This is a genomic window from Paraburkholderia hospita (assembly GCF_002902965.1).
Lineage (GTDB): Bacteria > Pseudomonadota > Gammaproteobacteria > Burkholderiales > Burkholderiaceae > Paraburkholderia > Paraburkholderia hospita.
Genome location: NZ_CP026105.1, coordinates 1,829,084 through 1,853,460 on the forward strand (window position 1 = coordinate 1,829,084; position 24,377 = coordinate 1,853,460).

At 61.7% G+C, this 24,377-nt stretch carries 19 protein-coding genes and 1 pseudogene; 11 read left to right on the forward strand and 9 right to left on the reverse strand.

The features are described from left to right. Positions 1-7 precede the first annotated feature (7 nt). Positions 8-922, reverse strand: a complete 915-nt coding sequence (locus C2L64_RS08210; RefSeq protein WP_090837521.1) for a LysR family transcriptional regulator — start codon at positions 920-922, stop codon at positions 8-10. A 220-nt stretch (positions 923-1,142) separates the two neighbouring features. Here C2L64_RS08210 and C2L64_RS08215 point away from each other — a divergent pair, with 220 nt between their 5' ends. The 5 genes from C2L64_RS08215 to C2L64_RS08235 all read left to right on the forward strand — a co-directional run bounded on the left by C2L64_RS08215 (position 1,143) and on the right by C2L64_RS08235 (position 5,696). Further along, a complete protein-coding gene (locus C2L64_RS08215; protein ID WP_086910038.1) occupies positions 1,143-1,466 on the forward strand; it encodes a DUF4148 domain-containing protein in 324 nt (107 codons plus the stop codon). 44 nt (positions 1,467-1,510) lie between these two features. Then, positions 1,511-2,824 (forward strand): serine hydrolase domain-containing protein, encoded by a 1,314-nt coding sequence (locus C2L64_RS08220; protein ID WP_090837523.1) that lies wholly within the window; start codon positions 1,511-1,513, stop codon positions 2,822-2,824. A gap of 63 nt (positions 2,825-2,887) precedes the next feature. Next, on the forward strand, positions 2,888-3,754 hold the full coding sequence (locus C2L64_RS08225; protein ID WP_079499604.1) for an NmrA family NAD(P)-binding protein: 867 nt from the start codon (positions 2,888-2,890) through the stop codon (positions 3,752-3,754). A 79-nt stretch (positions 3,755-3,833) separates the two neighbouring features. After that, on the forward strand, positions 3,834-4,853 hold the full coding sequence (locus C2L64_RS08230; RefSeq protein ID WP_090837525.1) for an aldo/keto reductase: 1,020 nt from the start codon (positions 3,834-3,836) through the stop codon (positions 4,851-4,853). Positions 4,854-5,006: 153 nt separating this feature from the next. Further along, positions 5,007-5,696, forward strand: coding sequence for an SDR family NAD(P)-dependent oxidoreductase (locus C2L64_RS08235; RefSeq protein ID WP_086919025.1), 690 nt, complete (start codon positions 5,007-5,009; stop codon positions 5,694-5,696). Positions 5,697-5,889: 193 nt separating this feature from the next. On the opposite strand, the gene oxlT is transcribed toward C2L64_RS08235, so the two are convergent. The 3 genes from oxlT to C2L64_RS08250 form a co-directional block, all read right to left on the reverse strand. Continuing rightward, positions 5,890-7,188 carry an oxalate/formate MFS antiporter gene (oxlT, locus tag C2L64_RS08240; protein WP_090837528.1) on the reverse strand — a complete coding sequence of 433 codons (1,299 nt, stop codon included), beginning with the start codon at positions 7,186-7,188 and terminating at the stop codon, positions 5,890-5,892. Positions 7,189-7,298: 110 nt separating this feature from the next. Continuing rightward, entirely contained in the window at positions 7,299-8,873 is a 1,575-nt protein-coding gene (locus C2L64_RS08245; RefSeq protein WP_090837530.1) for a gamma-glutamyltransferase family protein, read from the reverse strand. 278 nt (positions 8,874-9,151) lie between these two features. After that, on the reverse strand, positions 9,152-9,892 hold the full coding sequence (locus tag C2L64_RS08250; RefSeq protein ID WP_086910045.1) for a GntR family transcriptional regulator: 741 nt from the start codon (positions 9,890-9,892) through the stop codon (positions 9,152-9,154). Between the two features lie 1,055 nt (positions 9,893-10,947). Between C2L64_RS08250 and C2L64_RS08260 the strand changes: the two genes are divergently transcribed. The 4 genes from C2L64_RS08260 (at position 10,948) to C2L64_RS08275 (ending at position 13,693) form a co-directional block, all read left to right on the forward strand. After that, entirely contained in the window at positions 10,948-11,322 is a 375-nt protein-coding gene (locus tag C2L64_RS08260) for a winged helix-turn-helix transcriptional regulator (protein WP_242681879.1), read from the forward strand. Positions 11,323-11,433: 111 nt separating this feature from the next. After that, a complete protein-coding gene (locus C2L64_RS08265; RefSeq protein ID WP_079489082.1) occupies positions 11,434-12,693 on the forward strand; it encodes an IS256 family transposase in 1,260 nt (419 codons plus the stop codon). Positions 12,694-12,844: 151 nt separating this feature from the next. Then, a complete protein-coding gene (locus tag C2L64_RS08270; RefSeq protein WP_007731260.1) occupies positions 12,845-13,132 on the forward strand; it encodes a DUF4148 domain-containing protein in 288 nt (95 codons plus the stop codon). 273 nt (positions 13,133-13,405) lie between these two features. Then, positions 13,406-13,693, forward strand: coding sequence for a M20/M25/M40 family metallo-hydrolase (locus tag C2L64_RS08275; protein ID WP_244212219.1), 288 nt, complete (start codon positions 13,406-13,408; stop codon positions 13,691-13,693). A gap of 336 nt (positions 13,694-14,029) precedes the next feature. Here the strand turns inward: C2L64_RS08275 and C2L64_RS08280 are convergent, their stop codons facing one another. The 4 genes and pseudogenes from C2L64_RS08280 to C2L64_RS54745 all read right to left on the reverse strand — a co-directional run. Next, the gene (locus tag C2L64_RS08280; protein WP_090838684.1) at positions 14,030-15,526 is read right to left on the reverse strand and encodes an efflux transporter outer membrane subunit; all 1,497 of its coding nucleotides are present in this window, start codon (positions 15,524-15,526) and stop codon (positions 14,030-14,032) included. Continuing rightward, positions 15,519-16,733 carry an efflux RND transporter periplasmic adaptor subunit gene (locus tag C2L64_RS08285; protein ID WP_090838682.1) on the reverse strand — a complete coding sequence of 405 codons (1,215 nt, stop codon included), beginning with the start codon at positions 16,731-16,733 and terminating at the stop codon, positions 15,519-15,521. Before C2L64_RS08285 ends, C2L64_RS08280 begins: the two co-directional genes overlap by 8 nt. Beyond that, entirely contained in the window at positions 16,723-19,923 is a 3,201-nt protein-coding gene (locus tag C2L64_RS08290) for an efflux RND transporter permease subunit (RefSeq protein WP_090838680.1), read from the reverse strand. Before C2L64_RS08290 ends, C2L64_RS08285 begins: the two co-directional genes overlap by 11 nt. 1,496 nt (positions 19,924-21,419) lie before the next feature. Further along, positions 21,420-21,616, reverse strand: a pseudogene (locus C2L64_RS54745) (IS6 family transposase); the annotation flags it as partial. Positions 21,617-21,859: 243 nt separating this feature from the next. Here C2L64_RS54745 and C2L64_RS54075 point away from each other — a divergent pair. Further along, complete coding sequence (locus tag C2L64_RS54075) at positions 21,860-22,000, forward strand: hypothetical protein (protein ID WP_165489452.1); 141 nt, start codon at positions 21,860-21,862, stop codon at positions 21,998-22,000. Positions 22,001-22,208: 208 nt separating this feature from the next. Here C2L64_RS54075 and C2L64_RS08310 read toward each other — a convergent pair whose 3' ends face one another. After that, on the reverse strand, positions 22,209-22,775 hold the full coding sequence (locus tag C2L64_RS08310) for a MarR family winged helix-turn-helix transcriptional regulator (protein ID WP_007577288.1): 567 nt from the start codon (positions 22,773-22,775) through the stop codon (positions 22,209-22,211). Between the two features lie 327 nt (positions 22,776-23,102). Between C2L64_RS08310 and C2L64_RS08315 the strand changes: the two genes are divergently transcribed. Continuing rightward, positions 23,103-24,365 carry an amidohydrolase/deacetylase family metallohydrolase gene (locus C2L64_RS08315; RefSeq protein ID WP_090838678.1) on the forward strand — a complete coding sequence of 421 codons (1,263 nt, stop codon included), beginning with the start codon at positions 23,103-23,105 and terminating at the stop codon, positions 24,363-24,365. The last annotated feature ends 12 nt before the right edge of the window (positions 24,366-24,377 follow it).

A 24,377-nucleotide genomic window follows, 5' to 3' on the forward strand; every position in this document is an offset into this window, starting at 1 on the left:
CAACGCACTAGTTATTGCTCGTCAACTCGACAACGAAGTCGAGAAAAGCTCTCGTCTTTGCCGGCACGTGATGCCGTGATGGGTAGTAGGCGTACAACGGATACCGCTCGTCCGCCCAATCGGGAAAGAGATTGATCAATCGGCCTTCAGCAATCAGATGCTCGGCCCCGAGAAGAAGCATCTGCGCAATTCCGGAACCGGCGAGGCATGCGTTGAGCAGCGCGCCGGGATCGTTGACCGTGAGGCGCCCCTGGGTGTCAACCGCAATGCGTTTGCGCTTGCGATGGAATTCCCAAGGGAATGGCTTGCCCGTCTCCGGGTTACGAAATTCCAGGCATCGGTGGTGTCGGCTTTCAAGGTCTGCCGGTTTTTCCGGGCGTCCCCAACGAGCGACGTACGATGGTGCAGCGACCGTAACAACGCCGCTATCGAGCAGCTTTCGCGCGATCAGCGTGGATGCTTTGGGTTTGCCGAATCGCACGGCGAGGTCGAAGCCGTCCATGACGAGATCGCCAAGATTGTCTCGCGCGATGAACTCGATTTCGAGGTCGGGGTGCGCGTCCATGAACGCGTCGAGCTGTTGCCCGAGAATGGTCCGGTAGAAGACGGGATCCAGATTGATTCTCAGCTTTCCGCGCACAGCCGACACACCACCGGCCGCGGCAGCGGCTGCTTCCTCCAGCCCGGCGAGGTGGGGCATGACCTGCTCGTAAAAACGGCGGCCCTCTTCCGTCAGGGAGACGGAGCGCGTCGTTCGGTTGAAGAGCCGGATCTTCAACCTCTCTTCCAGCCTTGCGATCGCCCGACTGACGCCAGGTGGCGACATGCCTATCACTTCGGAAGCAGCCGCAAATGTGCCTGCATCGACTACGGCGGCAAACACGCTAATGCCGCCGGACAGTTTCTCACTACTGGATCTCATGGTCGCGCGGGTTAAACGGTTGATTGATCGCAGGCGATCAACTGAAGCCAACGGAGCAACGCCGCACCGGTCAGCGATGCTCAATGCCGATGCCATCATGCCTCATTAGTGACTTGCCGTCACTTATCTAGTGCCATCCATGCCATTTTGTTTCGACCGGTGTTTCCGCAGAATGCACCTCACCGAGACATTTCGCCTCGCCCAAAGAAAGGAGATTGCCATGAACAGCCGCCTTCTCATCGTCGCCGTCGCGGCCGCCATTAGTCTGCCTGTAGCGGCACACGCACAGACCGACGTGTCCGGCGTGACGCGCGAGCAAGTGCGCGAAGAACTCGAGCAACTGGTGCGTGCCGGTTATCAACCTGGTCGAAACAATCCGCATTACCCGGACGACCTGCTGGCTGCCCAGGCGCGGATTCGCGCGGTTGCCGGTGCCGATCCGTATGCCGTCAACGCCGTGGGAGGAGCGACAGATGGTCGGTCCACTTCGGGGAGTCGCGTCGGTGCGAATGGGTCGCAGAACGCGTTGTTCGCGCATCGCTAAGCCACCGTGATGCCACGATCTATTCATTCGGAGAGGAACGGAAAATGACAGTTCGTCTGAATCGTCGTCGCCTCCTCACGGGGGCGTCGAGCGTGCTGGCCGTTGCGACGCTTGGCGGGTTCGCAAGCCGGAATGCGCAGGCAGCACCGCGACGTGCGCCGGGAGACGCAGCGCTGGTCCATCACCCTGCCTACACGTCGATTGATCAATGCCTGCAACGGGCGGTCGACGACGGCACGGTAGCCAGTGTCGTCGCTATGGGTGCGACGGAACGCGGACTCGTATATGAGGGAGCGCGTGGCCAGACGAATCTCCGCACCGGCGAGGCCATCAGCCCTGACACGATCTTCTGGCTTCTGTCGATGACAAAGGCGATTACCGCAACCGCGTGCATGCAGCTCGTCGAACAGGGCAGGCTGCGGCTGGATCAGCCGGCGGGCGAGATACTGCCGCAGCTAAAGTCGCCCCAGATCCTCGACGGGTTCGACACGTCAGGACAGCCGAAGCTGCGTCCTGCGCGCAATACGATCACGGTGCGTCATCTACTGACGCATACCTCCGGTTTTACATACAGCATCTGGAGCGACAGGCTCAGTCAGTACGAGAAGGTGACGGGGATGCCCGACATCGGCTACTCGATGAACGGCGCATTCGCGGCGCCGCTAGAGTTCGAGCCCGGCGAACGCTGGGAGTACGGCATCGGCATGGACTGGGTGGGCAAGCTGGTGGAGGCCGTGACCGACCAGTCGCTGGAGGTCTACTTCCGCGAGCACATCTTCGAGCCGCTGGGCATGCGCAACACGGGCTTCCTCATCGGCAATGCGCAGAAGCAGCGCGTCGCGACCCTGCACAGACGTCAGGCGGACGGCTCTCTGGTGCCCGAGCCGTTCGAGATTAACCAGCGTCCCGAATTCTTCATGGGCGGTGGTGGACTGTTCAGCACGCCGCGCGACTACATGGCGTTCCTGCAGATGCTGTTGAACGGCGGCACGTATCGCGGCGAGCGCGTTCTGCGCGCCGACACCGTCGCAATGATGTTCCGCAATCACATCGGCGACCTGCAGGTCGCAGAAATGAAGACGGCGCAACCGTCATGGTCGAACAGCTTCGATCAGTTTCCGGGCGCCGCGCACAAGTGGGGGCTGTCGTTTGACATCAATACACAGCCCGGACCACACGGGCGCAGCGCGGGCAGCGTGAGCTGGGCCGGGCTGCTGAACACTTACTTCTGGGTGGATCCGGTCAAGCGCGTGGCCGGATCGCTTTTTACGCAGATGCTGCCCTTCTACGATGCCCGGGTCGTCAATCTCTACGGGCAGTTCGAGTGGGCGTTTTACGACGGTTTGCGTCGCGGCTGAGCGATCGGCCGCCGGCACATCGGCGCCGCATCGCCCTACTTATCCACACATGGAGAATGAGCAATGTATGCAATCACGGGAATCACCGGCAAGGTCGGCGGCGCGCTGGCCCGCCGGCTTCTGGCGGCAGGTGAGCCGGTACGTGCGGTCGTGCGCGACATCGCACGGGCAGCTTCGTGGGCGGAGCGCGGCTGCGAACTCGCAGCGGCCCGCATGGAAGACGCCTCGTCGCTCGCCGCCGCGTTCGATGGCGCAACGGGCGTTTTCATCCTGCCTCCTTCAGAGTTCGATCCGGCGCCGGACTTTCCCGAAGCGCGCGCGGTGATCGACGCCGTATCCACGGCACTTCTGAAGGCGCGGCCCAAAAAAGTGGTTTGCCTGTCAACGATCGGCGCTCAGGCTAGTGAAAGCAATCTGCTCACTCAACGCACGCTGATGGAGCAGGCACTGCGCGACATGCCGATGCCGGTGACGTTCCTGCGGCCTGGCTGGTTCATGGAGAACGCTGCATGGGATATCGCGTCTGCGCGTGACGAAGGTGTTATCGCGAGTTACCTGCAGCCGCTCGACCACCCCGTGCCGATGGTCGCCACCGCCGACGTAGGCCGCGTTGCGGCCGAACTGCTCCGGCAAACATGGAGCGGCGTGCGCATCGTCGAACTCGAGGGCCCGCGCCGCGTGAGCCCCAACGACCTGGCGTCGGCCTTTGCCCGCGTGCTCGAGCGCCCCGTACGCGCCGAGATTGTCGACAGACAGACCTGGGAAGCGCTGTTCCGTTCGCAGGGCATGGAGCATCCGCTGCCACGGATGCGGATGCTGGATGGATTCAACCAAGGTTGGATCGATTTCGAGAGTCATCCCGACGAAGTCATCTGCGGCCAGGTCGAACTGGAGACGGTACTGGGCGAGATGGTGTCGCGACCGATCTGACCGGGCCGCCTGGGCGACGAGGGCAGCCGCGCGTCGCCCGGCCATTGCATCACCTTGCCATTTTCACAAGGAATTCACGATGGAATACAGCACGCTTGGTAGAACCGGCCTGCGCGTCTCAAGGCTGAGCCTGGGCGCAATGACCTTCGGCGCCGGCTCGGGAATTTGGGGCGACATTGCCGGACTGGACAGCGATCAGGCCACCCGGCTGGTCGCGATGGCCGTGGAGCGCGGCGTCAACATGATCGACACGGCAGACGCCTACTCGCAGGGCCGTTCCGAAGAAGTAGTGGGACAGGTGCTAAACGCACTGGGGCTGGACGAAAGTCGAATGCTCGTCGCGACCAAGGTCCGACTGCGCACGGGCCCCGGCCACAACGAAGTGGGGTTGGGCCGCTCGCACATCATGCGCTCGGTTGAAACAAGCCTGAAGCGAATCGGTCGCGATCACATCGACCTGTTCCAGTTGCATGACCGCGACGCGCTTGTTCCACTCGACGAGACGCTTCGTGTTCTGGATGACCTCGTTACGCAGGGCAAGGTCCGCCACATCGGCGTGTGCAATTTTAGCGCGGCGGATCTTGAGCGAACCTTCGCCATAACGTCCCGCACCGATCGCGTGCATGTCGCAAGCAATCAGGTGCACTACTCGCTGACGAGCCGTGACATCGAGCACGAAATCATGCCTGTTGCAGCGACAAACAAAATGGGCCTTCTGGTCTGGAGCCCGCTCGCAGGCGGCTACCTGAGCGGCAAGTACGCTCAGAACGGCGAAGGTGCTGGGCGCCGTACGAAGCTCGACTTTCCTCCGGTTGACAGAGCCAGGGCCGAGCCGATCCTCGCAGTATTGCGTGAAGTCGCTGGCGAACTGGCGGCGATCCCAGCTCAGGTTACGCTGGCATGGATACTCGCGCGTGCGCCGATCACATCGGTAATCGTCGGAGCCCGTACACCCGAGCAGCTCGCGGCCAACCTCGATGCGCAGAATCTCCGCCTGACCTCTGAACAGCTCGCGCGCCTCGATGAAGTCTCCGCGACACCATTGCCATTCCCTCACTGGATGCAACGCTTCCATGACCGGGATCGCGTCGCCGGATGATTGGCAGGGCGTCGGGAACTTTGCGTGCGCGAGGCCTGTTGTCTTGCATAAATCATTCGCAAGCCAGCTCGACGAGAGTTCGGCACGCACTCGAAGGCCATATTCAATGACGTCAGAGCAACGTCGCCGTACCGGTAGATAGGAGAGTTTGAGATGACTACGAAGAAGACAGTCCTGGTGGTAGGCGCATCCCGAGGCCTGGGTTTGGCCCTTGCTGAAGAATACTGTGGAAGAGGTTGGCAGGTGATCGCAACTTCGCGCGGTCAGTCCTTCGGCCTGAAGCAGCTTCAGGAGCGTTATCCGGAAACGCTCGAAATCGAAACGGTCGACGTGGTTGACCTCAGATCTGTCAAGGCACTTCATTCTCGCCTTGAGGATCGTAAGCTCGATGTGCTCTTCGTCAACGCAGGGATCTGTAAGGCGAACGAGCTCACGCCGGTCGAGGTTGAGGAGAAGGACTTTCTCGACATGATGCTGACGAACGCGCTGAGCCCCATGCGGATCATCGAGGTATTCCATGACTCTGTGGTTGAGAACGGTGTGATCGCTGTTATGTCGTCGGAAATCGGCAGTATCGGCAATTGCCTCGGGTTCTGGGAGCTATACAGCTCCAGCAAGGCAGCGCTTAACATGCTTATGGCGGCGTTCGCTGCGCGCAATAAGGAGGACACGCGCGCTCTGTTGCTTGTGGCGCCGGGATGGGTTCGCACTGAGATGGGTGGACCTGAGGCGGAGCTCGAGATCTCGGACAGCATCCCGCTGGTGGTTGACATGGTGGAGCGCAACGCAGGCAAGCCGGGTCTTCGCTTTACCGATCGCCACGGCCAGATCCTCCCCTGGTAATTCCTCTACATTGAGCAGCCTGCGTAGGGCCTGTTGTCTTCGAGAGGTCTGTCGCCGTGTAGGGCAGCAAACGATCGATAGGGGGCGTTTGGACTCCGCGGGTGATCAAATCGTCGTTTCTGCCTTATAGCTGTGATATGGCAGCCTTCTGATTCATCACACTCGAAGCCCGCGCAGCCATGCAGATGTTGGGTCAGATGATGGCCCGGCCCGCCTGGCCGGCCCGCGCCGCGTTCAGAAAGCGCGCCCGCGCGGGCTTGAGAACCAGCATTGCGAGCAGCGCCGTGGCGATGTCCAGCACGATCGCGGTTGAAAACACGGGAATCCAGCTGCCGGTGTGCTGGTGGAGCAGCGCGGCAAGCGGGCCGCCGAAGATCGAGCCAATGCCGAAAGAGATGTACAGCCAGCCGTAGTTGGCCGTCGCGTAGCGCGTACCGAAGGTGTCGGTCAAGGTCGACGGAAACAGCGAGAAGATCTCGCCCCATCCGAAGAACACCACGCCCGACAGCAACACGAACAACGTCGCGTTGTCCCGCGTGAGCAGCCACAACGCCATCGCAATGCCTTCGAGTGCAAAGGCGAAGCCCATCGTCTGCTCGCGGCCGAATCGGTCCGATACCCAACCGAACAGCGGTCGCGTGAGCCCGTTGGTGAAGCGGTCGATGGTAAGCGCGAGGGGCAGCGCCGCCAGGCCGAACACGAGCACCTTGCTCACGCCAAAGTCAGCGGCGAATGACGCCATCTGCGACGTCACCATCAGGCCCGACGTCGCCATCATCGTCATCATCGCGAACATCAGCCAGAAGAGCGGAGCACGAAGCATCTGGGCGGGGCGCCAGTCGCGCACGGTGTCCTCCTGCGCGTGCTCCTGCAGCTCGCTCGCCGATTGTTCGGTGGGCGCCCGCAGCCCTTGCGATGCGGCGAAGCCGACCACGGCGAAGATAAGCCCATAAAGCGCGAGCGTGTCGTCGATGCCATGCGCGGCCAGCGACGCCGAAACGGGAAATGTCGTCACGATTGCGCCCATGCCATAGCCCGCCGCCGCCACCCCCGCCGCAAACCCACGTCGATGCGGGAACCACCGTACCATCAGCCCGACTACGCCCACGTAGACGATGCCCGTACCGAGCCCGCCCACGCCGCCATATGTGAGGTAGAGCGCAAGCGTGCTGTCCGCGTGCGCGGCCAACATCCAGCTCGCGCCGGCCAGCAGCGTTCCGATCGAGATCAGCAAGCGCGGGCCGAAGCGGTCGATCAACGCACCCTGGAACGGTGAGCAGAACGCCTGCAGCAGCACCAGAATCGAGAAGGTCACCTGCAACTCCGGCAGCGCTATGCCCAGCTTGGTCATCAGCGGCTTGGTCATCAGCGTCCAGACGTACTGCGGACTCGAAATCGACATCATGCACACGAGGCCGAGCGCAAGCTGCGTCCAGCGGCGGCGCGCCGACGCGCGCATCGGCAGCACTGCGGCTGCGTTGAGGGTGTTCATACGTCTTTTCTCCGGATCAGAGTGAAGTACTCGCGCACGCGCCGCGACGGCCGGATGGACCGCCGCACCGCATACGGATTAGCAAGGAATGCGAATTAATGTGGCGCGATTTACCAGCTCGCGACGGCGCCATCGCTGCGCGGATCGCTGCCGCCTTCGAAGCCGCCATGTGCGTGACGCACGATCGCGCCCGCGTGGCCCATTGCTTCGTCATAAGCGCCCAGCGCTTCGACTTCGTGGCCGAACGCACGCAGCGTGTCGAATGTCGCGGCGGCAAAGCGCGCTTCGAGCTTGAGCGTGTCGGTGGCGGCGCCCCACGTGCGCCCGAGAAGCCAGCGCGGCGCGTCGATGGCGGCCTGTGGGTTCCAGCCGAACTGCGCGATGCGTGAGAACACGGCGCTCTGCGATTGCGGTTGACCGTCGCCGCCCATGTTCCCGTAGACCATCACGCGGCCGTCGTCGAAGCGGGCGAGCGCGGGATTGAGGGTGTGGAACGGACGACGCAGCGGCATCAGCGGATTGCGTGCACGTGCATCGAGCGAAAAACTGCAGCCGCGGTTTTGCCAGTTGATGCCTGAGGTCGGTAGCACCACGCCGCTGCCGAACTCGTGATAGATGCTCTGGATAAAGCTCACGGCGAGGCCGTTGCCGTCGACCACTCCCATCCAGACCGTGTCGGCTGGGCCGAGGCCATTGCCCCAGGGCGCAGCGGCGCCGGGCGTGACGCGCGCGGCGAGTTCGTCGAGCGCGGCGGGCGTGAGAAACGCCTGCGGATCGACGTTCATGTAGTCGGGATCGGTAATGTGACGGTCGCGCACGGCGAACGCGAGCTTGGTCGCCTCGACGCACGCGTGCACGTATTCAGGGCCGAGCGGGTCCATGCCACGCTCGAGAAGCCGGTCGAGCAGGCCAATGATCATCAGCGAGACGAGACCCTGAGTCGGCGGCGGCATGTTGTAGACCGTGCCCAGGGAATGCGCGAGCGCGAGCGGCGTGCGCACGCGCGCTTCGTGGCGGGTGAGGTCGCTGGCTGCGACGGGACTGCCGAGTGCCTGCAGGTCGGCTGCGATGGAGGCGGCGAGATCGCCTTCGTAGAAGTCGCGCAGGCCGGCGCGCGCGAGCTGTTCGAGCGTGGCCGCCAGACGCGGTTGTTTGAAGAGCGTGCCCGTTGGCGGCGTCTCGTGCGTGGCAACGTCGAGGAAGGTCTGCGCGAATCCGGGCACGTGTTCGAGTTCGCCGCGCTTTTGCGACGTGCACAGCGACTGACTGCGCGTCACTGGAATGCCGTGGCGGGCATAGTGGATGGCGTCGTCGAACAGGCGCGCAAGCGGCAGACGACCGCCACCCTGCTCACACGACCATTGATGCGCGCGCTCCCATCCCGAGACCGTGCCTGCAACCGTGTTAGCGGCCAGCGCGCCACGAGACGGAATCGCGTCGAGGCCGCGCTCACGATAGGCTTCGATCGACGCCGCGGCGGCCGCCGCGCCGCATGCCTCGATGCCGACTGGCGTGTGCCCCGGCGTAGAAATCAGCCAGAACCCATCGCCGCCGATGCTGTTCATATGGGGATAGACGACTGCGATGGTCGCGGCGGCGGAGATCATCGCCTCAACGGCGTTGCCGCCTTCGCGCAACACAGCTAGCGCGCTTTGCGACGCGAGCGCGTGGGGCGCAACGGCCATGCCACGTACGCCACGAATAGGGTTCAAGTTTGTCGACAACATCAGACTCGCTGCGTATGCGCGCTTCCTTGGTGCTGAAGCGCGCGGGTTGCTTGTATACGTGCTTGTCGACAACAGCTAGAATCGTGCCAGATTTCTTCAGGATGTGGACGTGCAACGCGCGAGCCTTATGCGGCGGCGCCTTGCAGCAAACGCGGAATGAGGAAGGTGAGGGCTGCGATCTGAGTGTGACGCGGTACGGCTACGCGTTCGAGGTGCTGCGGTGGGGCGCTGTGACCTTATTTAGTGCGCGCGCTCTGAAGGCGGTGCAGTGTGAGCTTGCGCACTTCGGCCTGGCTGCCGCGAATATGCTGCTCGATGCATGCAAGTGCCGTGGCGGCGTCGCCGGTGCGGATGGCGTCGAGAATCGCGCCATGTTCCTGGTAGGTCTCGTCGAGACAATCGCCGTGCACGAGATCTAGCCAGCGCACCACGCGGATGCGGCCCGTCACGCGCTCTAGCGCCGCCGCTAGCTCATCGTTGCCGGTCGCCGCGACGAGAGCATAGTGAAACGCCTCGTCCAGTTCTGCAACCTTGCGGCCATCGCGTTCGCGCGCGGCGGCGGGCACTTTCCAGATCTCGCCAAGTTCGTCGACCAGACGGCGCACCGCCTCGCCGAGCGGCGCCACGCAAAGCTTGCGGACCGCAAATGTTTCGATCAGCTCGCGCATTTCGTAGAGATCGTCGAAGCGCTTGAAGTCGATCGGCACGACTTCCCAGCCACCACGTACGTAGCCTTGCATCAGTCCGTCGCTTTGCAGGCGCTGCAGCGCTTCACGCGCGGGCGTGCGCGACACGCTGAAGCGTTCGGCGACGGTGCCCTCGGTGAGCCGTTCGCCGGGAAGCAGGCGCAGTTCGAAGATATCGTCGCGCAGTTGAAGGTAGACGGCGTCCGCGCGCGAGAGGCCGCGGACGGCGCCGACAGGCGCAGCGCCCGCCGGTGGGCGAATAGCGAATCGGGAAGTGTTGAGGTCGTTCATAGTGGGTGAGAATACCAACAATCAACTCGGCAGCGAAGTACCACCTCTCCCGGAGCGCCTTCCTCGCTTACCCGTCACACCTGGCGCGCTTTCGGGGCGCTGACGAATTGATACTCGTGTGACGAACACCTTTTACGTCGGACGTTGATTTTGAACGAAGGAAGAACTGCCGTTCAATGTGCCGCGTTGTCCGGGATGGATGCATTCTGCCGCGCGAGATACTCCCGCTTCATACGCGCGACCTGCAATGCATAGATCGGATCGATATTCCGATATACGGTTCTGTCACAACACTTGGGTCGTTTTGCTGTGCTTTGATCAACGCCTGGTAGACTTCATTGCGGGTTTTTCCCTGAGCAAACGCACTCGAAGATGCAAGGCACGCAATCGAAATGGCGACCACGGCGGATTTTTTCATTTCGGACTATTTAGTAACTGTGTGAGTGTTGCGCGATACGCATTGTGTAGACAGCTGCATCGTCGCCCTGATAATGGGTGTTGCTTAAGAAAGCTCACGGCTCAAGGAGCGTCAGGGAAGAAGCCACGCTGGAGTCCGGAACCATTGCGATGCTCAAGCCAATGCGCCGGCGTTTGCGCGCTGCGCTAGTTCCTTCACGCGGGATCTGAGACCTGCGATGGACGTGGCGTCATATGTTTTCGCGCGTGTTCGGCGTAAGACGCCCTATAAGTTTTATTGGTTTCCGCGAGGAAAGTATGGCACCGTCAGGTGCCTTCTAGCACTTCTGGAATGTAATTGAAATAATTCTGTTGTATATGTACTCGCTTGCCGTCTTTGGTTAGCGCATCGCCTATGATGTACCGAGTTGACCTTGACGGGGCCCGGTCGCGGCGGCGCTGCGCCGGAAAGGGCGACCAGGAGCAAGCGCACTGTCGTAGCGCTTGCTTCTGATCTTCAATGAACAGGATGCGCTTGCGTCGCGTGCGGGCTCGATTACTCACATGAAGGCGCCTTCTGGTTCCTATACTTCCCCATGGAAATAAATGACTTTGACGGACATGTCGCCCATGACGATGTTCAGACAAAAACGGATGAGTTGGCCCGCAACATCATCGAGCAGATTGCAGATAAGTGGACGATCCTCGTGATCGACGCGCTTGGCACGCACGGCGTGATGCGTTTTTCGCGGTTGCGCGACCATATCGGCAATGTCAGCCAGAAGATGCTGACTAAAACGCTACGCCAGTTGGAGCGCGACGGGCTGGTGTCGCGTCACGTTCATCCTGTGATACCGCCGCGCGTCGACTATCGGCTAACGCCGCTCGGACGCTCGTTGCTCGACAAGGTTTGCGGCATCTGGGACTGGGTAGAAGCGCATATGGCGGAAATGGACACGGCGCGACACCGATTCGACTCTCGGGAAAAGCCGAGTTGCGGAACGGAGCCACTAGCGCGCGTCATCGCAGATTGAGCGCGGCCTGAACGACGTCCGATAAAAATAACAAAAGCGTAGTCAGCCGGTCAGGGGGGGTCTGTCATAGATTTTGTGTTCAGGGCATAGCATGTACCTCAAGGAGCATGTATGCCACGCAAACCCAAGACGACTACCGAAGCGCAGACAGCGTTACCGTCCATTCCGAAGGAACTGATCGATCAGTTCGTGAAGGGACCCATGACCGCCGAAGCGGTGCACGCCGCTTCAGCCGCGTTCAAGAAGGCGCTGATCGAGCGGGCGCTGGGTGCCGAACTTGGACACCATCTGGGTTATCCGGCGGGTGCCGAGCGGCCCGAAGACGCGACCAACCAGCGCAACGGCAAGAGCGGCAAGACGGTGCTGACCGACGACGGCCCGCTACGCCTGGCGATCCCTCGTGACCGCGACGGCAGCTTTGCCCCGATCCTGATTCCGAAGCACGAGCGACGTTTCACCGGCTTTGACGACAAGATCATCGCGATGTACGCCCGTGGCATGACGGTGCGCGAGATCCAGGGGTTTCTGGCTGAGCAGTACGGTACCGATGTGTCGCCGGAATTCATCAGTTCGGTGACCGATGCCGTGATGGACGAGGTGAGTATCTGGCAGGCGCGCCCGCTCGAGCCGATGTACCCGGTAGTGTTCTTTGACGCGCTACGCGTCAAGATCCGCGAGGAAGGGATGGTGCGCAACAAGGCGATCTATCTGGCGCTGGGCATCCTGCCGGACGGCACACGGGACATCCTGGGGCTGTGGATCGAGAACACGGAAGGCGCGAAGTTCTGGATGAAGGTATTCAGCGACCTGAAGGTGCGTGGCGTGCAGGACATCCTGATCGCGGTCACCGATGGACTGAAGGGCATGCCTGAAGCACTGGGCGCGGTGTTTCCGGCCACCACGCTCCAGACGTGCATCGTGCACCTGATCCGCAACTCGCTGGACTACGCGAGCTGGAAAGACCGGCGGGGGCTGGCTGCTGCCCTCAAGCCGATCTATTCGGCAACGGGCGCTGAAGCTGCCCAGGCCGAACTGGACGCGTTCGAACAGGGTGAGTGGGGCCAGAAATTCCCGACGGTGGTGGCCGCCTGGCGTCGGGCCTGGGATCGCGTGATCCCCTTCTTCGCGTTTCCGCCAGCGGTTCGCAAGGTGATCTACACGACCAATGCCATCGAAAGCGTCAATGCCCGGCTACGCAAGATCGTCAAGACGCGTGGACACTTCCCGACGGACGAGGCCGCGACCAAACTGCTATGGCTGGCCTTGCGCAATATCACGGCTGACTGGAGCCGTGCTGCGCATGACTGGAAAGCCGCGATGAACCAGTTCGCGATCCTCTACGAGGATCGCTTCACCAGGAATCATTTGTAGAATGCAATTGATGAGCCTGCCAGATGGCAGGCTTTTATCTGCCTTGCACACAAAAATTCAGACACCCCCGTCAGGGGCGAGACAGATCCTTCGAAGAGAATAGATTGCGTGGACACCATCACGCCTTTTCGGTTCTCTATGGAAGGATGCAATGAAACTCATCCAGGCAGTCGCATTCACGGGTCTTTGCCTTATAACGGGTGCCAATGCTTTCGCGCAAACAACGCAATCAGGTCTCACGCGAGCGGAAGTACGTGCGCAACTAATCCAGGCTGAAGTAGATGGAATAGTGCCAGTAGACAAGCACGACTATCCGCCCAGTCCCGAAACGATCGCACGCAACAAGGCGCTCTATGCGCTCCGGCACGAGCACGGTTCGAACAATGCCGTCGCGTCGGCGCCGCAAGATGCAACCGACTCGAGTGCCATGACTAACTGACGCCACAGGTGATCACGTGTCCATGTATCCATTCGCTGAATGCGTGGACATTGAATGACGAAAGGGGGCATATTGCCTTTGCTGAAATTGATCAAGACTGATGGCGCATAGCGACGCGCGCAATCTCAGCAAATTCTTTTGGGCGTCTCATAGGCTAGATGCCCCATCGCTGCAATTTGTATCCTTGCAGAAAGTATCAAACCGGCAAGTGCCTTCTTGTGAATCACCACACATGGCTGAAATAATCGCCGCGCGTGCCGGAGGCAATGGCGCTTGTCGTTCCATGGACCGCGCTCAGCGTGGGTGCGGCCTCTGAATTATGCGGACAGCGCGACTCAGGTGGCGCTTGCGGCGGCACGCAATACCGTTGGCGACGATGCCGTGAGATCGGGTTGCAAGCCGTCGATGGCATCGGAAGACTTTGCGTTTATGGCACGCGTGAAACCCGCTGCGTATATCGGGATGGGTGTCGATGGTGCTACCGCGAGCGCGCCGCTTCACAACCCGCACTACGATTTCAACGACGACGCGCTGGTGAAGGCATTTTCCCGGGCAGCGTGAAAGACTTGCTGATCGCGTTAGACCTTCGTCATTCTCTTGCTCAAGTCCAGGAGGCTGAGCTCAATGTCGTGTCCGATTTGTGATGTTCAGGTGTTCACGTCGTCGTCCGTGCAGTGGGTGTGGCGATCATTCGACGCTCAAGCCCTCAACGTCGACCTTGCTCTTTCACCACCCAACTCGAACCATCTTTGGCGCAGACGCGATCACCGCGCCCGGCTACGGGTTCGCGCGCGATGCGCCTGTGCTGACCACCTGCGGCAGCAGCAGCGTCAGGCACGACGGCGTATGAGTTCAGGCCGATCAACGCACGGTGAGCAGCATGTTCGCGTCGGCGGCCTACCTGCCCGGCGACGGCGCTGCAGCGAGTGCGGGCGCCGTGTCGGTTTGCGCAAGCGCGTCGTCCGACCATCCTCCGCCGACCGCGTGGATCAGTTGCACGTTCGCACTCAGCTGACGGGTCTGGATGTCGATCAAGGCGCGCTGCGCGTCGAGCGCCGCGGTTTGCGCAGTCACCACGTCGAGATAGCCGATCGCACCTTGCCGATATTGCGTCAGCGCGAGATCGACCGAATGCTGCGCGGCCTGCGCGGCATCGCGTTGCTGGCCGAGGGCAGTGCCGAGATCCGATAGCAGCGTCAGGTTGTCTTCAACCTGCTGGAAAGCGGACAGCACGATGCCGCGATAGAGTGCGCCCGCCTCGTCCATTGAGGCTTTTGCCGCGTCGAGTTGCCCGCGACGCAAGCCGCCGTCGAACACATATTGGACGAGCTGAGGGCCGACCGTCCAGAAGAGGTTGGGCGCACTGAAGAGCCCCGCATAGGCGGCGCTTTGCAGACCGCCTTGCGCACTGAGCGTAATGGACGGAAAGTACGCGGCGCGCGCGACGCCGATCTTCTCGTTCGCCTCGGCGACGCGGCGCTCTGCGGCTGCGATGTCCGGCCGCCGTTGCAGCAGCGCGGAAGGCACGCCGACGGGGATCACAGGCAAGGGGATCGACGCGGTTTCTTCAGGCAAGGTGAACTCGGATGCCGACGCGCCGACCAGCACGGCGATCGCATGTTCGAGCAGCGCGCGTTGCGCCAGGTTTTGCGAAAGCATCGATTGCGCCGACGACAACTGTGTCTGCGCGCGCGACACGTCGAGACCCGCGACGATCCCGCCACTATGGAGCGTTTGGGTCAGTTGGAGCGCCTTCGCGAACTCAACCACCGACTCGCGCAGCAGTTGCGTCTGTTGATCGAGGCCGCGCAATCTGGCATAGCTGTCGGCAAGTTCGACCTGAAGGCTCAGTTGCACCGATGCGAGATCAGCCTTCGAAGCCTGTGCCTCGTCTTTGCCCGCTTTGACGGAATCGCGCACGCGGCCCCACAGATCGAGGTCATAGTTGATCTCGCCGCCGAGCGTCACCGAGTTGTAGTAGTCCGGGCCGCCAGCGCGCAGCGGCCGCGTGGCCGATTGCCGGTTGCGTTGCGGAACGGCGACTGCTGCGACGCTCGGGAAGAGACCCGCGCTCACCTGCTCGACGAACGCCTGCGCCTGCTGATAGTGCGCGAACGCAGCGCGCAGATCGGTGTTGTTCGCGATGAGCCGCTCTTCGAGGTCGTCGAGCTGCGTGTCGCCGTACATCTTCCACCAGCCGTCGCGGTTCAACTGGTCGGACGGTTTCGCGTCGACCCACGGGCCCATCGTCCGGTATTGCCCGGCAACGGGCGAGGGCGGCACCTTGTAGTCGGGCGCGAGCGAGCAGCCGGCGACGAGCGTCGTCCCGGCAAGCAAGGTGGGCAAAGCCCACGGCAGGCTGCGCGCACGCTTGTGGATTGCAGTTTTAACCATGGGCGCTTACCTTCTTGCCGCCAGTCGCGACTTCGACGGCGTCGCCGTTCGCGAGCCCGTCGGGCGGCGTATCGATCACCCGATCGGTCGGCTTGAGACCCGAGCCGATCTCGACGGCATCGCCGAGGTCGCGCGCAATCGTCACGCTTTTGAACATCACATGGCCGCCTGTGTCCAGTGTGGCGACGCGCAGCCCGTGGCTGTCGAACACCAGTGCGCTTGCCGGTACGCGCAGCGCATTCGCTTCGACGGGCAACCTGAACTGCAGGCTCGCGAAACCGCCTGGCAGCAGTTTGCCTTCTTTGTTGTCGACGAGCAGTTGTACCAGCGTCGAGCCCGAGTTCGCGTTGACGGCATCCGCCGAGGCGATCACCCGCGCAGCGAACTGCTGGTCCGGGTAGGCCGGCACGGTGAGCGTGGCGGTCGTGCCTTCGTGGATCAACGGCACATAGTTCTGCGGCACCTGCACGTAGACACGCAACTGCGTGACGTTGGACACGGCAAACAGTTCCTGACCAGCGCCTGCGCTGCCGGCGTTGATCAGCGCGCCAACGTCGGTGTCGCGTGCCGTGACGACGCCGTCGAACGGCGCGACGATCCGGGCAAAGCCTTTCGTAGCGATGAGGCGCTCGACGTTGGCCTGTGCGGCGGCGACGATCGCTTTCTTGGCGGCGTAATCGCCCGTGCGCTGGTCGACGTCCTGCTGGGCGACGGCATCCGTGCCGAGCATCGACTGCCAGCGCCTGGCCGTCGTCGCCGCCAGATCCGCATTGGCCTTGGCGCTGTCGAGATCAGCCTTTGCCTGCGCGAGCTGCTGGTCGAGCTCAGGCGTTTCGATCTCGGCGAGCGGCTGGCCCGCCTTGACGTGCGCGCCGATATCGACGTTCCACGCTTTCAGATAGCCGCTGACGCGCGCGAAGATCGGCGCGCGCGAATAAGCCTGCAGTTCGGACGGCAGCGTGAGCACGGGGCCGCTCGCATCGCGTACGGGCGCGATCACGTTCACGGTGGGCACGGCCTGTGAGTCGGTCCAGGTCTTCAGTTTGCGCGAATCTGTGGTCCGCAGCACGAGGCCCGAGACGACCGCGACGACCACGATCGCGACGCCGGCGACACTCGCGCCCGCCAGCCGCCGGGGCGTCCGCGTCCGCGCGGCGCTGGGCTCATAAGCGGACTGGCGAACGGGTTCAATCGGTTCAGATGACATGAGCAGTACCTCCCGGGGCAGACGATGCCGGGGTAGCCGCGCGCCCGCGGCGCGCGTGGATGATGCAGAAAACGACAGGCACGAAAAAGAGCGACGCCGTCGTCGCGAAGATGAGGCCACCGATTACCGCGCGGCCAAGTGGTGCGTTCTGTTCGCCGCCTTCGCCGAGCGCAAGTGCCATCGGCGCCATGCCGATGATCATCGACAGCGCGGTCATCAGCACCGGCCGAAAACGCGTGAAGCCCGCCTCGAGCGCGGCCTTGAAGGGATCGCCGTGCACGGCGAATCGCTCGCGGCAAAAGCTCACGACAAGAATGGAGTTTGCGGTTGCGACGCCCATGCACATGATCGCCCCCGTGAGCGCAGGCACCGATAGCGTCGTATGCGTCACGAACAGCATCCATACGATGCCGGCGAGCGCCGCCGGCAGTGCCGACACGATCACGAACGGATCGGCCCACGACTGGAAGTTTACGACGATCAGCAGATAGATCAGCGCCACGGCGCCTATCAGGCCAAACAGCATGCCTGTGAAGGCGCTGTTCATCGTTTGCACCTGGCCCAGCAGCGCCACCGACGAGCCTTTCGGCAGCGACTTCGCGTGACTTGCGACAACCTTCTGGATATCGGATGCGACTGCGCCGAGATCGCGGTCCTGGGTAGTCGCGAAGATTTCGACCATCGGCTGGATGTTGTACTGGCTCACGATCGAGTTGCTGTTCGTGCGGTCGAACGTCGCGAGGCCGCCGAGAATCTGCGGGTCGTTGCCCGCAGAGGTCGAAGAGGTGATCGGCAGATTCTGCAGCGACGACAGCGTATCGAGGCTGTATTGAGGCGTCTGCATCACGATCGGATACGACACGCCGTTCGCATTGTTGAGCCAGAAAGTCGGCGCGACCTGGCTTGAACCTGCGAGGTTCACAACCATGCTGTTCGTCACGTCCCGCTCGGTGATGCCGAGCAGTTGCGCGCGTGTGCGGTCGACGTTGACGTTGAAGGTCGGGTTGGCTTGCGACTGCTCGATGCGTGCGTCGACGACACCGGGCACGCGGCGAATGTCGCGCAGCAAACGGTTTGTGTATTCGAAATTGCCCGCGAGGTTATTGCCGCGCACTTGCAGATCGATGGGAGCCGGCGACCCGAAGTTCAGGATCTGGCTGATGATGTCTGCGGGGGGAAATGAAAACGTCACGCCCGGAAACTCGCGCGGTAGCCGCTCTCGCATTTCGCGTACATATTCGGCCGTCGGCCTGTGACCTTCATTCAACTCGATCTGAATGTCACCGTCCTGAGAGCCGATGATGCCCGTGTTGTTGTAAGCGGTGTTGATGCCGCTAACCGGCAAGCCGATGTTATCGACCACCGTGCCAAGCTCCGCGGGCGGCACGATCTGACGCACTGCCCCTTCGACGGCAGCCATGATCTCCGACGTCTTTTCCACGCGCTCGCCGATCGGGGCGCGCACGTGCAGCAGGATCTGCCCGGCGTCGACGGCCGGAAAGAAGTTGCGGCCAAGAAACGGCACCAGCGAAAACGAGAGCAACACAAAGCCAAGAAAACAGCCGATGAACATTCGGCGATGTGCGAGCGCCAGTTCGAGCAGACCGCGATAACTCTCGCGCACCTTTTCGAAGCGCGCCTCGAAGCCCTTCTGGAAACGCGCAAGCGGGCCGGGCGGGCGGCTTTCATGTGCATCGTGCGCAATGGCGTGCGGTTTGAGCAGGAAGTTGGCCATGGTTGGGACCAGCGTGCGCGACAGAATGAACGACGACACCATCGCGAAGATCACCGCCTCGGCCATCGGCACGAACAGAAAACGCGCCACACCGTTCAGGAAGAACATCGGCACGAACACGATGCAGATGCACAGCAATGAAACGAATGCTGGCGTGACGATCTGCGCGGCACCATCGAGAATGGCGGTCTCGACAGGTTTGCCGTGTTCGAGGTGCCAGTTGATGTTCTCGATCGTCACGGTTGCGTCATCGACGAGAATGCCGACCGCAAGTGCGAGGCCGCCTAGCGTCATGATGTTCAGCGTTTCGCCTAGCGCCGACAGCGTCGTGATGGAGCCGAGAATCGCGAGCGGAATCGACGTCGCGATGATGACCGTCGAGCGCCAGCTGCCGAGGAACAGCAGGATCATCAGACTGGTCAGTACCGCAGCGATCACCGCTTCGCGCGCAACGCCGCTGATTGCCGCGCGCACGAACAGCGACTGGTCGCCGATCGGCTCGACCTGCAGATTGTCCGGCAGCGCGGCGCGCGCATCGGCGAGGTGCTGCTTGATGCCGGCGATGATCCCGAGCGTCGACACGGAGCCGTTCTTCAGCACCGTCATCAGCACCGAGCGGTGGCCGTTCACGTGCACGATGTTGGTCTGCGGCGGACTGCCGTCACGCACGTTCGCGACATCGCGAACATAGACTGTCGTGCCATTCACCGCCTTAATGGGCAGGTCGCCCAGCTCGCGGATTGCGGCAGGTGCGTCGTTCAGTTGCAGGGTGTACTCGTGATCGCCCATCTTCGCGGTGCCGACGGGCGTGATCAGATTTTGCGTTGCGAGTGCATTTGCGACGTCCTGTGCGGAGAGGCCTCGAGCCTCGAGCTTCGACGGATCGACATCGATCTGAACCTGCCGCGTCTTGCCGCCGAACGGGTAGGGAATGGCCGCGCCCGCGACCGTCACGAGTTGCGGCCGCAACTGGTTCAGGCCGAGGTCGCCCAGGTTCTGTTCGCTGAGCCCTTTGCCCGACAGCGCGAGCTGGATGATCGGCACCGTCGACGCGTTGTAGTTCAGGATGAGCGGTGGCGTCGTGCCCGGTGGCAGCTGTCGCAACTGCGTCTGGGCGACTGCCGTCACCTGCGCATTCGCGGTCGCGATGTTCACGCCGGGTTGAAAGAAGATCTTGATGATGCCGAATCCGGCCACCGACTCGGCCTCGATATGTTCGACGTCGTTGACAGTGGTCGTGATCGTGCGCTCGAAGGGCGACGTGATCCGGCCGGACATCTGGTCCGGCGGCAGCCCCGTGTATTGCCACACGACGCTGATGACGGGAATGCGGATGTCGGGAAAGATGTCGGTTGGCGTCTTTATCGCGGACAGCGGTCCGACGATGAAGATAACGATTGCCAGCACGACAAAGGTGTATGGCCGTCGAAGGGCGATACGTACCAGGCCGAGCATGTGGATTTCCTGCAGAGCAAGTTTACTGGGAAAAGCGGGCTGCGCTCGCCCGCACTGCTCAAGGCAAACGTCGCACTATGCTTCGATAGCGTTCGTCCGTGCGGCTTGGTGGTGCAGGGCGCTGAGCCGTTCAGCAAGGCGCATTACGACGCATCCTCTGTCGCTAGACGTCTACGGACGAACAAAGCCGGAATGTACACAAAGGACCAGAATTCTGCTGGCGGGATTTATGAAGTTGGGACCGCGAACCAGATGCTTGAACAACTGGTTTGCGTGACGTGGTGTGATCGATTCTGCATCTTCCTAAACGGAAACAAGGGCTTAAGGAGACGGTGATAGAAGGTGCTATGAAAGGCAGAGTGCGTTTTCCGTCCGAAAGAGCTTTTATTACCAGTTATTAATGGCCTTTCAGATTAGCCGCTTGTTTCTTTCATCCTTATTGCGTTAATAGTCGATCCGTCAGGAATTGCCAGGACGAAATGGTGAGGTGGATTCACATGTCTACCGGGCGTTTCAGATGCAAAGCGCTGTCACTTCAATTTGTTTCCGCGCGGAAAGCATGGAACCGTCAAGTACCTTCTAGTACTTTCCAGAAGTAGTTGAAATAATCCTCGTTCATATCTGTGCGCGGTTGCCGTTATCGGTGTTGGTTCGGTTTCCATATCGGCAGGGCGGATTCTTGAGGGAGAGCATTGCATGATCGGTGGAGCGATCGTCCTTGACCTTCTTTTCTTATGTTTGGTACCAGCAGGTGTATGACCAGGCCAGTCAGCTCTTTCGCTCGCGCAGCCCAGGTGGCCCAGGCACGGCACGCCAAGGCAATGTTACTTCCACTCCCGCGCGCCGACGCCAACGCCACAGCATTGCGGATTCACCTCACGCTCGATCTGTTGCGCCGAGGGCAAGGGAATCTGCATGGCGTCCACCTTCTGGCGGACGTGATGGTTCTTGTCGTCCTCATCGCGGATCTACGCTTTGACAAAGTAACGCAAGCGCAGATATGCGCGGCGGAGGCTGCGATCGGCACGTGTGTAGAGTGTGGCCACCGAACCGGAGAATGGCACCTCGATCAAGTCGGTTTCGCTTCGTTGGCGACGATGGTGACTATCTATGACCGGCATCTGCATCGTGCCCCGGGCGGCGTGCTGTCGCTTGCATACGAACGTCTGAGGCACTTTCGTGCGCAGTCGCGCATTGAACATGAGAGCCGGGCCCGGGCGCCCCGAGTCCCGCTAGTTCAGCCGCAGTCCAGACAGCACCGCAAAGTCGCGGGTTTTGTGCGCGCGCTCATGAGCGGAAGGCTCATCGCGGCAATTTGTTTCCACGAGGTAACCATGACACTGTCAGGTGCCTTCTTGTGGTCGCCGGATGCGGCTGAAATAATCGGTCTACGTACCCGGGATCACAGTGTCCCGGACCCGGCAAGAACATAAGACTAGAACCTGAGAGCTGGCCATGACGCCAGGAATCATGCGTTGCTCGCATCGAGTCGTGCAATCTCTTTCCGGCGTGAAGCGCTTGACCCAGCGGATGATCGTCGTGTGCGCCAGCGACAGACCGCGCTCGGCCATCATTTCAGCGAGGTCCCGAAAGCTGAGCTTGTAACGCAGGTGCCAGCGCACGCAAAGGACGATAACTTCGCAATCAAAGTGGCGCCCGTTGAACTTCCGTCAATGTCTTTCAGCTTACGCATTGGCTCGTGCTCGTCAAAAACTCGAGCGTAACAGGCCGACGCATCCGAATTGCACCACAACCGTAAACCCGAGGCTTGGAATAAACCGATGCTCGCGGGCGTTATGTCTGGTGACGGTGCTGAAAGTGCCGCACTGTTCGGTTGCAATATAGCCATCGGGCTAGTCTGCCGACTGGGCGGGCACCGTAGTTAGTAAGCCGTTCGGTTGTCGCCACGAGGAATGCCACACTTATGGAGCTCAGAATGAACAGATCCAGGATTATTTCCGCTGTATTCGTTGTCTTCACGCTCGCACTTTCGTCGTTGGTGACGGGCTGCGCGTCGGAAGGTGGTATGGGTATGTCCAGCACCAGCAGCAGCGGTGGTAGCTCGGGCGGCTATTGACAATTGTACCGACACAGCGCAAGTGCTTTGCGCTGTGGGGTGCATTGCATTTTGAAATTAGCGCTGTGCGTTTCCTATCGGGGCGTTGGGCAGGTCCGACGGCGACGACGGGTGTCTATGGACGCATAGATTCGTCGATATAGCCGGCTGGGCTGCGGTGCAATTCCGATGCGCCGGTCTGTTACCCGTGGGCTTTTGACCTGTGGGCTCAGGTCGCGTCGACCGAACTCTCGTCCTGTGCAAGCAACTGGCTGTCGGGTAGCCGGAACGGCACAGGGCCTTCCGAGTTATTGGCTTCCACCAGCCGGATCATCTGCAGCATGAAGACATCGCGCTCAATGGGCGAAAGATGCTCGATGGTGCGATCGTGCGCGCGCTGCACGGCGCTCGCCATCTTCCTGATCAGGCGCTTGCCGGCGGGGGTGAGTTTCACCAGCCGCAAGCGCTTGTCGTGCTCTGCCTGCGTGCGGCGTACGAGTCCGCGTTCGTTGAGACGCGGAATAACCTCCGCGACGCTGGAGCGCTCCAGTCCGACTTCAATCGCGAGCGTGTTCTGATCCATCTCGCCGAGCGATTCTAGTGTGGTCAGCAGACTGTATTGCACCGGCGTGATGTTGAACTCGCCCGTTTCCTGGGCGAACAGGAAGGTGTGGATCTGATGCATGCGGCGGATCAGAAAGCCCGGCCGCGAGAACAGCGGCGAGCGCGCCTGCCGCTCGGCGAGCTCCGCACGGACGCTTTGAATGTCGGTGTGATCGGTGACAGTGGTTCGCATGGAAACGACTCTTGGGAAATGGACGAGCTACTAATGCTCCAATACGCATTCTAGGTCAGAATCGCGGCCAATCGCAAATGCGGGGTACACCACTGAATCACCATAAAAAGGCGTCGCGCATGGGCTTGGTGCGCGTGCGGGTATACATCGTCCGATTTGGTGCGAGGGTGTTTGAAAAAATCCGTGGTACGGCACGCATCTGGTGTGATGGTGTATCGCTAAACCTATGATTCAAAAAGAAAAACACGACTGACGAAGCAGCGCGGAAGAACCGGCACACAATTTGCGGTACACCACGCATCTTCCAACTCGGCTATCGCACCGTACATGTCACAAGTTCTGCTCAAAGGGGGGCGCGTCATCGACCCCGCCCAGAAGATCGACGCCACGCTCGACGTTCTGGTGGACAACGGCGTCATCGCCGCGATCGGCTCCGACGCCGCGAGTCAGGCGCCCCAGGCGGAACTGATCGACTGCAGAGGCAAGCTGGTGCTGCCCGGTCTCATCGATACGCACGGCCACATCTTTCAGTACGTCACGGGCCGCTTCGGCCTGAATGCGGATCAGTGCGGCGTGCAGTCGGGCGTGACGACGATCGTGGATCAGGGCGGACCGAGCTGCATCACGATTCCGGGCTTCCGGCATTACGTCGCGGAGCGCTCGGCCACGCGCGTGCTCGCCTTCATTTCCGCCTATCTCGTCGGCGGCCTCGAAGGGCACTATTATCCGGACCTGTATCGCCCCGATTGCCTCGATGCCGACGCAACCATCAAGTCCATCCGCGCGAATGCCGATCTCGTCAAGGGCATCAAGGCGCACGCTGAAATTGGCGGCTTCGCGCGCTGGGGTCTCGACGTGATGAAGATCGCCGCGAAGATTGGCCGTGGCGCGGAACTGCCGCTGTATATCCACTTCGGCCAATTGTGGCCGAAGCCCGAAAGCGGCAGTCTGCCGGTGCGGCCAGATTCCATCTTCAATCAGGTGGTCGAGACGCTCAAGCCAGGCGATATCCTGGCGCATCCGTTCAGCCGGCATCCGGGCGGCTTCGTCGAGGAGAACGGGCAACTGCATCCTCTCGTGCATGAAGCGGTCGCGCGCGGCCTGAAGATCGACGTCGGCCACGGCTCGCATTTCAGCTTCAAGACGGCGCGCATCGTGCTCGATGCGGGCGTCGTGCCCGACACGCTCGGTGCGGACATGCACGGCTACAACACACACGTGCCCGCGCCCGCCGGCACGCCCGACAGCCATCCCGACGAGGAGCATTCGTTCCTCGGCCGCACGCAGTTCAGCCTCGTGAGCGCGATGACCAGCATGCTCGCGCTCGGCCTGCCGCTGCAACACATTGTCGCGATGGCGACCTGCAACGCCGCGAAGATGGTCGGCATGGAAAACCAGATCGGCTCGCTGCAAGTGGGGCGGGGCGCGGACATCAGCGTACTCGACGACCGTCGCGGCCGCTGGATACTGGAGGACAACGAAGGCACGCAGGTCATCACCGACCGCATGCTGTCGCCGCTGTTCTGCCTGCGCGACGGCGTGCGTCACGACTCTGTCTCTCCGACGCTGCCGCTCGCGCGCGCCGCCTGAGAACGCGAGGCT